Here is a 13,294-nt window from a genome sequence, read left to right on the forward strand (position 1 = left end):
GGTTATTTTTATGTCTCGTTCGCTTCTAGGGGCGTTCTCGCTATTCTTTGCCTTAACGGCGTGTACAACTTTTAAAACTTCTGAAAGAACACCCGCATCGGCACCGGTAGATCCTCGCTATGTGCAGTTGCAAATTCTTTTGGCTGAGTCCGTGAGCTTTCGTGCCGAGGCCCTGAACTTTGCTGAAAAGTATAAAGTTGGTGAAGGCAAGGATCTTCAACTGAATCGGGAAGAGGGTGACTATCTTCGTGCAAGAGGCAGGAAGTACCTTGAAACTCGTGCTGCGCTGATGGCAATCGCGGAACGTGATAAAAACGATTTTGGCCTTAATCATAAAATCGTTCTTGCCCCAGGAAAAGGGACATCGAAATACAAGATTGATAAACCAGGCCCAGCCCGTGACCGTGGACTGAAGGCCGAGCAAATTGAAGTATTCAGTGTGGATCCGACTGATGAAACAGGTCGCAAAGCGATCTACAACATCCAAATGGGTCTTGCGGCAGCGCTATTATTAATGGATAACTACGTTGTCGGTGTTGCTCCTTATAATGACAATGCCTCGACAAGGTATGTTTTAAATTACGATGGCGATGCTCAACGTAAACTCCAAGAAATCGCAGATAGCTATACAAATCCGGTTAAAAGACTTCAAGTCGCACAAGCAACAGAATTTGTTGATGCTGTGATGGCATGGAGACGTCAAAATATGGTCGATACCTCTCCTGAAGAGTCTTACCTTTACGGTATTACTCAGTCCACAATCTGGTATCTAATGGAGAAAAAAGGCGAAACGGGTAACTCGCTTACGGCTCGTGTAGAAAACCTTTGGAATAGAATCATGTTGCGTGGAAAACGCGGCGTCCGCGCAGCTAGCTTTGGTATCAGCATGGGCTTCGGTAACATGGTGGGCCTATATGAAGAACGTAAAGGTCTTTTGTACAATATGTCTGAAAAAGAACAAGAAGGCCTTATCAGTGAAATGAAACCCCTTGATATCTTGTTAGAAAAAACGCCATTCCGTTTGACTGATAAATTTATCCCTGGTCACTATGGTCACGTTGCTATTTGGACTGGAACGGAGCGCCAGCTGAAAGATCTAAACGTGTGGGATCAAATCCCAGCGGCGATTCAACAGCGTATCCGTAATGGTCACTACATAGTTGAAGCTTTGCGACCTGGTGTTCAAATTAATACTCTTCAACACTTCATGAACATCGACGATTTCTTGGTTCTTCGTGATAACCGTCCGATTGACGATGCTTATCGCCGTAAGGCTGTTTTGCAAGCCATTGCTCAGATCGGTAAAGAGTATGATTTTAACTTTGACGTGAATACACAAAACCGTATCGTTTGTTCTGAGATCGCTTACGTTGTTTTCACGGACGTGAAATGGCCAACCGAAGAAATGGTTAAACGTTATACGATCAGCCCAGATAACGTCGCGCAATTGGCAATCAGCCAAAACCCAATTTTGGATCCTGTGATTCTTTATTACAACGGTAAGCGCTACAACAAAGACCTCAGACATTCATTGTCGCTTCTTATGAAAGCGACGGATGAATCTTACGCTGAATTTGAACGTTTCCACAAGTAAGGAAAGACTATGCGACAACTTAAGATTGCAGGAGCTCTGATATTGTCTTTAGGTTTGGCAAGCTGCACGCACAAAAAAGTGGTGAGTGAAGCAGCCGACAGCCGCGAACCTGCGGCTGCTGGGATTTCGATCACTCCATCGCAAGAAAAAATCTTGGCGGAAATGATTTCCGGAGACTCTCCAATAAAGCCGTATCGTCACTCGATGCAAGTGCGCTTTTATACGAACAACGACAAGAAGTATCTGACAGAAACAACGAAGAAAGCATTGCAAGAAGCTCTTTTTAAGAGTTTAGGTTCGGATACTAGTGAGCAAGGCCTTGGAAAAATCGTTGCTGGCAATCTTAAGGACGCAATTTTAGATAATTTCGTAAAAACTCTTCGTGTCTATAAAATCGTGAACACGAGTTTGCAAGTTGATCTGGTCTTTGCACCGACACCTAATAAAGCCGGGGATTTCACAACGGAATTTGCAAGCAATCAACTTGTGAACTTAGATGAGGTTGGATCTCTAACCAGCAAATGGGATCAGCTTGAAAAAGCAACGACTACAGATTCGGTTTATAAGTATTCGACGTTGGTTCCAGATACGGGTCGAAATGCTTCCTATATTGGTGGCGTCGCGACGATCTTTATTGAGATTTTGGATGCAAATCCGAAGCTTCGTTTGCCTCTTCCGCTTAAAAATGGTGTGAAAGGTTTTGTTCGATACCGTCGTTACTATCGTGTGCCTCAAGATCTTTCGAGTGAAATGGTTTGTGGAAACTTTACGCTAAAAGCGGCTAAAGCGGGTGCGGGAGTTCCGTTATTCTATACAGTCGATCTTTATAAGAACTTTAATCTTAAAAATTTGATCCCGACCGCTGAGACTGTGGAAGTTTATCCAGGTCTTATCGCGACGACAAATGTCGGTCGTCAAGAATTGTTACCGCGCGGGACGGAAGGAATTGGTAAAAGTATTCCGACAGCCAGCGTGATCGTCAGTCAGAAAAAAGGTTTAGGTGGAGATGTCAGCTTTAGCTTGCAAAAGCTTGTCTATAAAGCTGAAGACCGTGTTTTGAATTACGGCGACTCAGAAGTTGATATCGTGAAAAGAACGGGTCGTTCATTCGGCCCTGCTGAGGACTCAACTCTTGCCAATCAAGCGAAAATCAATTTCTTAAAGCAATGTGAAAAACCTTTATCTAAATTGTTGAATTTAGATTTTGTTCTTCCGGGAGGTTCGCTGTGAAACTTCTGATTTCTCTAGCATTGGTACTTTCATTCACAGTGCATGCTCAAGCTCAAAGCGTTTCTATCAAAGAGCGGTTGGAAGCGGCTGAATTTTATAAAAAGAATTTTAATACACTGTTTGGTCCGGAAGCATGTCGACGTTCTGAGACTTTGTTGGAGCAAGTAAAGAAGCTTTCCTCCAATGAACAAAAGATTGTTCGCCAGTATGTTCGAGATCACGAAGATTTTGTTCCGGAAAAAGTTTTGCTGCCTTACGTTTACTGGAAGTATGTCAAAAAATCGGAACCGCAAGTGCAAATCGTGTTGCAATTCTGGTTGCAACAACGACTGCAGGCACTTCGTGATTACGCCGATCATCCTCTTAAGAAGGACAAAGCCGCGCAAGCGGCAGCTCGTGACCTGATGATGAAATGGTCGCAAGCTCGTGCGACAAATCCTCGTCAGCCGGAGCTGTCTGAGAATTTGAAAAAACGTTTCCCCGAAATGGATAACTATTCGTTGTCGGCAATTGGTTTTGTTCCGGGAAATATCGTGGAACTAGTCAGTCATAACGAAGTCTCCCCGGAAAGAATTCAGTGGTTTAATGACCGCGTGATCTTTGCAGGTGGGGTTTTGGATTTCAACCAGCCCTATATGAAGATGCCACTCAGTTCAACTGATGAGGGACATCCTTCGTTTAAGGACCCGATGTTTGCCAAAATCCGCGATATGATACTGACAGCAAAACAGTCCGTCTTTATTGATATCTTCCTTTTCGGTGGAACAATGGGAGGAACTCTCAGTAAGTTCTTGCTGGATCAAGCTATTGAAAAAAAAAAGCAAAATCCAAACTTCAAAGTGCTTTTGTTGCACGACTATGCAACGAACTACAATATGAAGGAAGAGATGATGCCAATCTTCCAATACATCAAAGATCGTATTGAGAAAGAGCCGGCTCTTAAAGGTTCTGTGTACATGCTGCAAGCAAATATTCAGCGCCATCCGCCGGGAATTCCTTTCGGAATCACCAACCTCATTCCTAAAACCGAAGAGACTTTCAAGAATTTAGAAAAGCGGAACACGTACTACGAATCAAAAATCGATCACAGTAAAGTGATCGTCATCGATGCAGAAGGTGATGCGCCAGAAGCTTACTTTGGTTCTAAAAACTGGTCGGATCACAGTGGTGGTTACTACTACGACAATGCGATTTACGTAAAAGGTCCGATGGCAGCTGTGGTTCAGGCCGCGTACTATGATGACGTCGATGCCGCTTTGACGACAGATCCAAACGAGAAAAAATGGTTCTTCTTTAAAGAACGAGGTTTCGCGAATGAGGCTTACCTGCCAATTCGTAAAGAAATCTTGGAATGGTTTCGCGTCAAACGTACATCTTATCCAGCAGTCGGTGATCAAGTCGTGCGTTTAGCAGAAGCTAATGTTGATGGGAAAATCAAGGATGTGCGTAATATTCTTGTCGATATGATTTCAAAAGCAGAAAGCCATATCTATATGGAACAGCTTTTCATTTATGACAAATATATCAATGACGCTTTAATGAAACGTAAGGCCCAAGTACCGGGTCTTAAAATCCGTATCTTGGCTGACCATAACGGAAACTTCCATTTGGGTGGTTTGCCAAACACATTGTTCCTTGAGCAGATGTTAAAACACGGAGTGGAAATTAAAGCTCGCCGAACTTTGGGTATTGAAGCAAAATTCCCGAACGGAACAACGCAAGGTTATCACCAAGAGAATCATCGCAAAATCACATCCGTTGATGGCAAGGTGATCTTAGGCGGATCTTCAAACTTGAATCCAGATACTTTGCAAGGAAGCTTCCGTGAATTTGGTGCACAGATTTACGATACAAAAGTGATTGCGGGATTTGAGAAAGAGTTTGAAGCTGCCTGGAATGACAATGAGCAAACGGGTCCCTTCTTTGAGGGCGACCGTTTGCAACTTCAAGTTCTTGGCAAAACTCTGTCCCCTGAACAAAGCTCGCTCTTAAACAATTTAGGAGCAACCATCCTTCGTGCGAAGGATGATCTGGAAAAACGCTAGATTAAAAATCTAAGAACTCGCGCTGGAGTAAAATTTCAGCGCGAATTTCCAAAATCTGTTTGTTAGATACAAAAGCCCACACGCCAAAACAAAAACCCAAGCAAAAAGCCCATAGTTTGGTGGCTCCAGCAAAGATCTGGCTGGAACGCTGGCAATCACACCCATAGGAAGTGCCGTCAGAACCAACCACTTCATCCACGGCACATAAATAGAATCAGGTCTCATCCCTAAGCGATAAATTTGATACCAAATGAATTGTAAATTTTCGGAACGTGCAAAGATGACGGCCATAGCTGACATAAAAAAGCGAGTCGCATACAATGCCACAAGACCGCACGGGACCAGAAGAATCAACCAGAACAAACGAATCCATTCAAAATCAGGCATCTTGATCATGGCATAGATAAACCACGACAAAGCAATTCCCAGATTTCCAATCATTGCGGTGGTGGCCTTCTGCAAGCTAATAAAAAACTGCGAGTTGATTGGTTTTGCGAGAAGCAAATCCAGATCACCTTTGCGAACTTTTTCAGAGAACTGATCAAGATTTTCTGAGAAAATAATCATGTAAAGAGCGTCGACGACAAAAACAACGCCCAAAAAGACACGCATTTGATCAAGGTTCCAATCGCCAATAAGAGGCGTGTGGCGGAAGAGGACTTCAAACGTCGTGACTTGAGCTGCGTACCAGAAAATGTCAGTGGCAACTTTGGTCAGGAAATTCACCCGGTATTCAAGGTCGGCAATAAAACTTGCGCGGAAAAGGGCGACATACAAAGAGGCGTATTTTTTTAATGTTTTAAACATTCTAGGCCCCTGTTCCTGAGTAAACGTTGACACCTTTTTTCCACATCCATGCGCCAATGGCATTTACGACTAAAATGCCGATCGTGATAGAAACAAATGATTGCCAAACAGAATCAATTTCTAGTCGTCCGGTGATGTATCCGACTGGAACATAAACGCCCGCACTAAAAGGCAACGCAATCACGATAGATCTTAGCGGTTCAGGCATCAAATCTAGGGGGAACAACTCACCCGTGAAAAGCCACAGAGCTAAGTTTTTAGCCCCCGTAATGGCGTAAACCTTATTAAGATAGAAAGCAGAAGAAGCAATCACGAAGCTGATAGAGTGAACTAGAATTAGAAAATAAAATTCTAAAGCAAAGGCCATCGGCAGACGAGAATACTGCGTCGGTAAATCTGCCAAGAACATGACAGACAATGGAACCAGCATCGAAATGACTGTCGTTACAAACTTATATCCCATAAGTTGGGAGAAATAGTATTCGTAGAAACTCATCGGACGAACGAGCAGGCTGTTCACGCTGCCGGAATCAATTTCTTGAATCATACGGAACTCGTACATCCAGCTTGTCGCAATACGAGCAAAGAACGCACCCCAGATCACATAAGCGATATAATACTCGCGAGTAAAACCTGCGATTTCAGTTGTGCCAGCGCCCCGGAAAACCGCAAACCACAAAAGAACTTCAATTCCCGTGGTCAGCGTCGGTTGCAAAATAGCGTCGACAAAAAAGTTCAGGCGATATTCAAGATTGGATACGATCGCCAGCTTAGCGAACGCGAGATTCCGTTTCCAAAAAACGGCGAATGACTTCTTCAAAATCAACCTCTTCATTTTCAGCTAAGTTCGTATTGGATTTCGCAACAAAATCAGGAACGGTTCCTTGATAAACAATGTGACCCTTGCTGATTAAAAGCAATTTGTCGGCAAGTTTGGCAATATCATCCATATAGTGACTGGTTAAAATCACTGTGGGGCCTTTTTCTTTCACATACTCGTCTAAGAAATTGCGAATGATTTCTTGAGCCACGATATCCAGACCGATCGTTGGTTCATCAAGGAATAAAACTCGCGGTTCATGCAAAAGTGCACCGATGATTTCCATCTTCATGCGCTCTCCCAAACTCAAGCGACGCAGCTGTGTTTGAAGGACGTGAGAGCATTGCAAAAGGTCTGCTAAGTGCAGATAGCGTTGGCGAGCCGCCGTCGGGTCTAAATCATAAATACGCGCAAGTAAGGCAAAAGAATCAGCTGGAGAAATATCCCACCACAATTGATTCTTTTGTCCCAAAAGAATGCTGATCTGACGGAGGAATTCGTTTTTACGTTCCCACGGTCTGAATCCGAGAACTTTCGCATCGCCACTTGTTGGGGTGACAAGGCCTGAAAGCATTTTCAATAGAGTTGTTTTGCCAGCACCATTCGCGCCCACCAATCCAACAATTTGGCCTGATTCAATTTGCAGTGTGGTTTTATCGAGAGCGACTTTAGAGACGTGCTGACGATTGACGAAGGATTTAATTGAATTCAGAAATCCTTCAGGCTTTTGGTACGTCTGATAGACCCTTGTGAGGTCTTGAGTTTCGATGACAATGCTCATGCTAGTTTCCTATCCCACGGGGGGAGAGGAAACTATAGACTAGTTTGAAGCAAAAGAAAACTCAGCGTAACGTTCTTCGTCGCTGAAGTAAGTCAAGAAATCTGGAGAAACATAGCTGACTTCCACGATACGGCCTTCTTTGCAGCCTTTCAAAGATTCGCGAGTGCCATTGTATTGGCAGTCGCCAACAAACCATGCTTTTTCAGAGTATTGAATTTTGTAGCCCACCAAAGTTTTGCCTTTGTAGAAAGCTGAAACTGAATCCAAACGAGTGCGACCAGATGAATAATAGTCGCCTTCAAGAATAGTGTCGCCCCAAGATTCAGCTTGGTCGTTAGCCACTTTCTTCATTTCAATTTTTACTTTTGCATCGAGGGTATCAATTGAAGTTTTCACGTTGTAGTTTTCGATGCGCTTGAATGGAGCTTTACACTCTCCAGTTCCACATGCGTTTTCGAAATGAGCAGCTGCTTCGTAGAATTTATCGCCATTCGGTCCCATGCGATCTGCCCACGCAAGTGAAGAGGTCAAAAGCCCCAAAACTGCTGCTAGTACGATTTTCATAGCCATGGATACCTCCCGAATTTGGAGAGACAATAGCTAAAAACGAGGAGTTTTTATAATGTATAGAACATAAGTTATTATGCAGTTCTAGAATATAGACTAAGACAGACGTTTCTTCAGAACTTCGAAGTAAAGATCAGGGACTTTGGGAATCCCGAAACGTTCATTTCCATAGGGGAACGGCTTCTTTTCACCAGTTTTTTTGAAACCGTGTCCTTCGTACCATTCAATCAGCTCGGTACGAATCCCGATGACCGTCATAACAATATGCGTACAGTCCCAAAACTCAGCAAATGCCTCACTCTCTTGAAGAAGTTGGCGGCCAAGTCCTTTTTTCTGCAATTCCGGGGACACAGTGAGCATGCCCAAGTACAAATCTGACCCTTGTTTTTCCAATTGCACGCAGCCCACGATTTTGTCGGCATCTTCGTCTTCGGCAATTAGGATCGCTGCATCTTCTTTGCCGATAATTTCTCGCAAAGTTTCAATGTCCACGCGCTGACCATCTAAAAAATTAGCCTCTGTCGTCCAACCTTTTTTTGAACTTTCGCCGCGATAGGCAGAGTTCACCAGTTCAACGAGTTTTTCGAGATGCTGTTCTTGTGCTTGCGTGAATTCAATATGCATGGGTCCTCTTAAGATACACGAAAAATTCTTTGCCTTGGCGTCTTGGAACAGACTTTTGCCAGCGGCCCCAGAACACCGGATGATAAGCTGATTTCAAGCGCTGACGGAGTTCCCATTCACTGCCACCAAATGGAGGACCGTTACGTCTTTCCATGGCAAAGAAAACGCCCATCAAAAATCCATCGCGAGTCAAAACACGGTTCCAAACTTTCACCAAATCTTGGCGACGAGTCGGGTTGATCGCGCAATAACATGTTTGTTCAAATACGATATCAAATGCGCCATCAAATTCGCGCGGAAGTTTAAATAAATCCGCCTGCACAAAAGTTAAATTGCTATAGTGACCATAAAGTTTTTTAGCTCTTTCCAGAGCCAATGGGGAAATATCCACTGCTGTGACCACGTGACCTGCTTCTGCAAAGAAAGCCGCATCATGCCCATCACCGCATCCTAAAACTAAAACACGAGAGCGAGAGATTTTCAGACGCGGAAGCATGTCTTTCAGTGCTTCCGCAGGAGCCCCTAAATTCCATCCAGGCTCTGGTTCAGTACGATAGATTTTGCTCCAATAAGTTTCATTTTCAACTTCGGCCTTATCTGTCCAGTAAGGCGGAATGTCGTATTGTTTGCCGTTGAAAATAATGAAATCATCGCCGAATTCTTCTAGCTGATTAAAGAAGCTCGCCTGTGCTTTACGAGACATCACAAATGGAATTTTATTATCTGCATATCCGTGAAAACGATCCCATTCGTCCAGAGAAAGAGATTCTAATTCGAATGATTTTTCTAAACCGTAGGGGAGAGAAATCGTCCATTGACCGTCGGAAACTGAAACTTGTCCCGCCACGTAGGGCTCATCAAAAGCTTCAACAATGACAGGAGTGGCGCCGATTGTAGAGAGAAGAGTGCTACCTTCATGAAGGTGAAGATTGCTGAGCAGTTCTTGACCTACCAGAGGATCTTGGATGCGAATTTCGCGGCTAAGACCAAAACCCTCTTCATCGATCTGTACGAACTGCGTAGGAATTGGCATTTAATTACTTCGTTTCACCGTGTGCAGGAGCTGCTGGGCTTGCTGTAGGCGCAGGCGTCGCAGTTGCTGTTGGAGCAGGAGATGCTTCTGATTCAGGAGCAGCTTCACCCGGAGTGATTGTTGAACCTTCTGAGAAGACAACCATGTCGTTTGTTGTTTTCACAGACTGTAAAGTCCATTTATCAACGTTTGGTGTTTCAGATGGTTCACGGTGAAGAACAGCTTCACCTTCGATGATTTGCTCAAGTGCTTCGCCTGTTTCAGAAGTGTCGGTGAATTTGTAAGCGAAAATAGCGCGAACTTTGTTTTCGCCCATTGATTCTGTCCATAGACGCATAATTGACAGATCTTTCGCGTGCGGTTTTTTTGCAGAGAGAGTTTGTTGGATCAATTCAGCCAATTTCGTCTGAATGCCGGAGTGCGTCTCGAATCCAATAGCTTCAGAGCTGTGAATCACATTCCAAGTCCAAGCCAACGCTACGATGAAAACCACTAAACTTACAATTTTCTTCATTTACAGAGTCCTCTCTCCATTTACTCAGTGTGATAAAACTGACATCCTTATCCGAGCATGATATTCGGTTTTTTTCAACACTCTAGCAGAGAGGATATCTCATGAACCCACACTGGCTGACAACGTTAATGTCAAAGGGGATTGAGCTTGAACAAAACCTACGTCAGCAGTTGCAAACCGCGAAAGATGGTTTGAAAACTCAGCTTGAAGAACGTGGGATTCGTATGAGCGCGGCGGATTTGGCTGCTCTTCTTGAAGAGATCTCTCCGAAGGTCTCGCATGCCGCCTTGAGTTATGCGCTGGACGTGGTTCGCCCGTTCTCTGCAGGTATGGGATTGAGAGTTTCTCGGCTGTCAGACACCCATTTAGAAATGGTAATCCCCACACGCACGCGCAATTTGAATGAAGACAAAATGATGCATGAAGGAGCTCTGGTTACTGCTGCCATCGAGGCCGCTAAACTTTTGTGGGGCCGTCATGCACCGATGGGTAGCTTCGTTATCACTGTGACAAAAGTTGAGTTTGAAATGCACCGTGAGCTTTCGCAAGAAGGTCGTCTGCGCATTGAACTTCCCGAAACAACGAAAGAAGTGGTTTTGTCGGAAGTGCGTGATCATCGCTCTTCGCAAGCTGAAGCCGAAGTGAAAGTGTTTGATGAAAATGAGCAAGCAGTTGCGGATGTCCGTTTGCATTTGCAGTTCAAACACATTCCAGCACTCGCTTAGTCGCGAGCGCTAGAAATTAGATATTAGAAATTTAGAGATTAGAGTTTTTTAGAGAGAGTTTTATGGAAATTTTAGAGAGTCAGGTTAATGTTGGGTCAGCGGACTTTAAAGCAAACTACGATGCGATGATGAGCGTTGTAGGAGAATGGCGCGAGCGCGTGAACCTTGTGAAGCAAGGTGGGGGCGCTGATGCTGTGAAAAAGCACAAAGCTCGCGGCAAGTTGACGGCGCGTGAGCGTATTGAAGCGCTTGTTGATGGTGGCACGGCTTTCCTTGAGTTCTCGACTTTAGCTGCTTGGGATATGTATGAAGGTCAAGCACCGGGTGCGGGCGTGATCACGGGTATTGGTGTGATCCACGGAACTGAGTGCGTGATTGTGGCCAATGATGCAACTGTCAAGGGCGGAACTTACTTCCCGATGACAGTGAAAAAGCATTTGCGTGCGCAAGAGATCGCTTTTGAAAATGGTTTGCCTTGTATTTATCTTGTCGACTCAGGTGGCGCATTCTTGCCTATGCAAGCAGACGTTTTCCCGGATCGCGATCATTTCGGAAGAATTTTTTATAATCAAGCTCGCATGTCTGCCGCCAACATCCCACAAATTGCCGTGGTGATGGGGTCATGTACAGCCGGTGGTGCTTACGTTCCGGCGATGAGTGATGAAAACGTGATCGTGAAAGAAAACGGAACGATCTTTTTGGGTGGTCCTCCTTTGGTGAAAGCCGCAACTGGTGAAGTTGTTGATGCGCAAGAATTGGGTGGCGCTCAAGTTCACTGTGCCACTTCCGGTGTGACAGATCATTTTGCTGAAGATGATGAACATGCCATTGAGATCACACGTTCTATCGTTGCGCATTTAAATCATAAAAAAATTGTGAACCTAAAAATGCTTCCTGTTGAAGAGCCTCTTTTCGACAGCAAAGAGCTTTACGGTTTGATCCCTAAAGACAGTCGCGTGCCATTTGATGTGCGTGAAGTGATCGCTCGTCTTGTCGATGGTTCTCGTTTCCATGAGTTTAAGCCTCTCTTTGGTTCCACACTCGTAACCGGCTTTGCACATATTTGGGGAATGCCAGTTGGAATTATCGCGAATAATGGCGTGTTGTTCAGCGAGAGTGCTGTCAAAGGCGCTCACTTCATCGAACTTTGCGAGCAGCGTGAAATTCCTTTGATCTTCTTGCAAAATATTACGGGCTTTATGGTCGGCAAGAAGTATGAAAACGAAGGTATCGCGAAACACGGAGCTAAACTTGTGATGGCGGTCTCTAACGCTCACGTACCAAAGTTTACGGTTGTGATCGGTGGTTCTTACGGCGCTGGTAACTACGGGATGTGCGGTCGTGCGTATCAACCTCGTCAATTGTGGATGTGGCCGAATGCGAAAATCAGCGTGATGGGTGGCGAGCAGGCAGCCAATGTTTTGTTGACTGTGAAATTGGATCAAATGGCAGCAAAAAATCAAACTATGTCGCCTGACGAACAAGCAGAGTTCAAACGTCCAACGCTTGAAAAATATGAAAAAGAAAGTTCTGCTTATTATTCAACGGCTCGTTTGTGGGACGATGGCATCATTGATCCAGCTGATACGCGCCGTGTGCTTGCTTTGGGAATTGCCGCCAGCTTGAATAAAGACTGGGGACCAAAATCTCAGGGCGTATTTAGGATGTAGTTATGAATTTTGTAGTCGTCACGGAACTCAATAAAGTTGCCTATGTAAAATTGCACAGACCCGATGTGCGTAATGCTTTTAATCCAGAGATGATCGCAGAGATCACGCAAACTTTTGCAGATTTGGATAAGAGAGTAGATCTTGCGGCTGTTGTTTTACAAGGTGAAGGCAAAGTTTTCTGCGCTGGTGCTGATTTAAATTGGATGCGCGAAATGGTGAATTTTTCATTTGCGCAAAACCGTGAAGACTCTTTAAAACTTTTTGCGATGTTTGAATCCATCGCCAATTGTTCACTTCCAGTTATCGGTATGGTTCATGGTGCTGCCTTCGGTGGCGCCCTGGGTTTGGTCGCGGTATGTGATGAAGTGATTGCAGAGGAAGGGACTCAATTTTGCTTTAGTGAAGTGAAGTTGGGAATTGCTCCCGCTGTGATCAGCGCATTTGTAAACCGCAAAGCTGTAGCTGGGAAAGTTCGTCCTTTGATGCTTTCCGGTGTCGTGTTTAACTCCCATATTGCCCACCAAGCTGGGTTGGTTACAGAAGTCGTTCCACAAGGTGAAGGTCACACGACGGTGCAAAAAGTTTTGCATAACTATTTGCAGTGCGGACGCGAAGCCGTTCGTGAAACCAAGAAATTGCTTAATTCACTTAGCAGCATGACTTGGGAACAACAAAAAGAAGCAACCAGCAAATTGATCGCTGAAAGACGTGCAAGTGCAGAGGGACAAGAGGGATTGAAATCGTTTCTTGAAAAACGAGAACCCTCATGGCGAGTGTAGACTCGCAGCCTAATTATTACGTTCGCTGGGAGATATTGACTTATCTCGCCCTCGCAAATTTCCTTTCCATGTATTGTTTTTATTTACCGAGCGCCCTTTATTCCG

At 44.6% G+C, this 13,294-nt stretch carries 13 protein-coding genes; 6 read left to right on the forward strand and 7 right to left on the reverse strand.

Going from position 1 to position 13,294, the window contains the following annotated elements; translation table 11 throughout:
- Window positions 1-10: 10 nt before the first annotated feature.
- From ACLWOR_RS08515 to ACLWOR_RS08525, 3 genes are read left to right on the forward strand one after another with little or no spacing between them, the layout of a single operon-like run.
- Window positions 11-1,594: a YiiX/YebB-like N1pC/P60 family cysteine hydrolase gene (locus ACLWOR_RS08515; RefSeq protein WP_413940272.1), complete on the forward strand. Its 1,584-nt coding sequence runs from the start codon at window positions 11-13 to the stop codon at window positions 1,592-1,594.
- 9 nt (window positions 1,595-1,603) lie between these two features.
- Complete coding sequence (locus ACLWOR_RS08520; protein ID WP_413940273.1) at window positions 1,604-2,824, forward strand: hypothetical protein; 1,221 nt, start codon at window positions 1,604-1,606, stop codon at window positions 2,822-2,824.
- A complete protein-coding gene (locus tag ACLWOR_RS08525) occupies window positions 2,821-4,869 on the forward strand; it encodes a phospholipase D-like domain-containing protein (RefSeq protein ID WP_413940274.1) in 2,049 nt (682 codons plus the stop codon). The genes ACLWOR_RS08520 and ACLWOR_RS08525 overlap by 4 nt, the downstream gene beginning before the upstream one ends.
- Window positions 4,870-4,878: 9 nt before the next feature.
- On the opposite strand, the gene ACLWOR_RS08530 is transcribed toward ACLWOR_RS08525, so the two are convergent.
- The 7 genes from ACLWOR_RS08530 to ACLWOR_RS08560 all read right to left on the reverse strand — a co-directional run bounded on the left by ACLWOR_RS08530 (window position 4,879) and on the right by ACLWOR_RS08560 (window position 10,015).
- Window positions 4,879-5,676 (reverse strand): ABC transporter permease, encoded by a 798-nt coding sequence (locus ACLWOR_RS08530; protein WP_413940275.1) that lies wholly within the window; start codon window positions 5,674-5,676, stop codon window positions 4,879-4,881.
- Between the two features lies 1 nt (window position 5,677).
- Window positions 5,678-6,496, reverse strand: coding sequence for an ABC transporter permease (locus ACLWOR_RS08535; protein WP_413940276.1), 819 nt, complete (start codon window positions 6,494-6,496; stop codon window positions 5,678-5,680).
- Window positions 6,447-7,277, reverse strand: a complete 831-nt coding sequence (locus tag ACLWOR_RS08540; protein WP_413940277.1) for an ABC transporter ATP-binding protein — start codon at window positions 7,275-7,277, stop codon at window positions 6,447-6,449. Before ACLWOR_RS08540 ends, ACLWOR_RS08535 begins: the two co-directional genes overlap by 50 nt.
- 39 nt (window positions 7,278-7,316) lie before the next feature.
- Window positions 7,317-7,847 carry a hypothetical protein gene (locus ACLWOR_RS08545; protein WP_413940278.1) on the reverse strand — a complete coding sequence of 177 codons (531 nt, stop codon included), beginning with the start codon at window positions 7,845-7,847 and terminating at the stop codon, window positions 7,317-7,319.
- A gap of 93 nt (window positions 7,848-7,940) precedes the next feature.
- Window positions 7,941-8,468, reverse strand: coding sequence for a GNAT family N-acetyltransferase (locus ACLWOR_RS08550; protein ID WP_413940279.1), 528 nt, complete (start codon window positions 8,466-8,468; stop codon window positions 7,941-7,943).
- Window positions 8,458-9,501, reverse strand: coding sequence for a class I SAM-dependent methyltransferase (locus tag ACLWOR_RS08555; protein ID WP_413940280.1), 1,044 nt, complete (start codon window positions 9,499-9,501; stop codon window positions 8,458-8,460). Before ACLWOR_RS08555 ends, ACLWOR_RS08550 begins: the two co-directional genes overlap by 11 nt.
- Window positions 9,502-9,505: 4 nt before the next feature.
- Window positions 9,506-10,015 (reverse strand): hypothetical protein, encoded by a 510-nt coding sequence (locus ACLWOR_RS08560; RefSeq protein ID WP_413940281.1) that lies wholly within the window; start codon window positions 10,013-10,015, stop codon window positions 9,506-9,508.
- A gap of 101 nt (window positions 10,016-10,116) precedes the next feature.
- Between ACLWOR_RS08560 and ACLWOR_RS08565 the strand changes: the two genes are divergently transcribed.
- From ACLWOR_RS08565 to ACLWOR_RS08575, 3 genes are all read left to right on the forward strand, one after another.
- Window positions 10,117-10,740, forward strand: coding sequence for a PaaI family thioesterase (locus ACLWOR_RS08565; RefSeq protein WP_413940282.1), 624 nt, complete (start codon window positions 10,117-10,119; stop codon window positions 10,738-10,740).
- Between the two features lie 62 nt (window positions 10,741-10,802).
- Complete coding sequence (locus ACLWOR_RS08570) at window positions 10,803-12,410, forward strand: carboxyl transferase domain-containing protein (RefSeq protein WP_413940283.1); 1,608 nt, start codon at window positions 10,803-10,805, stop codon at window positions 12,408-12,410.
- A 2-nt stretch (window positions 12,411-12,412) separates the two neighbouring features.
- Window positions 12,413-13,189: an enoyl-CoA hydratase-related protein gene (locus ACLWOR_RS08575; RefSeq protein ID WP_413940284.1), complete on the forward strand. Its 777-nt coding sequence runs from the start codon at window positions 12,413-12,415 to the stop codon at window positions 13,187-13,189.
- The last annotated feature ends 105 nt before the right edge of the window (window positions 13,190-13,294 follow it).

Source organism: Bdellovibrio sp. HCB2-146, assembly GCF_047345725.1.
Classification (GTDB): domain Bacteria; phylum Bdellovibrionota; class Bdellovibrionia; order Bdellovibrionales; family Bdellovibrionaceae; genus Bdellovibrio.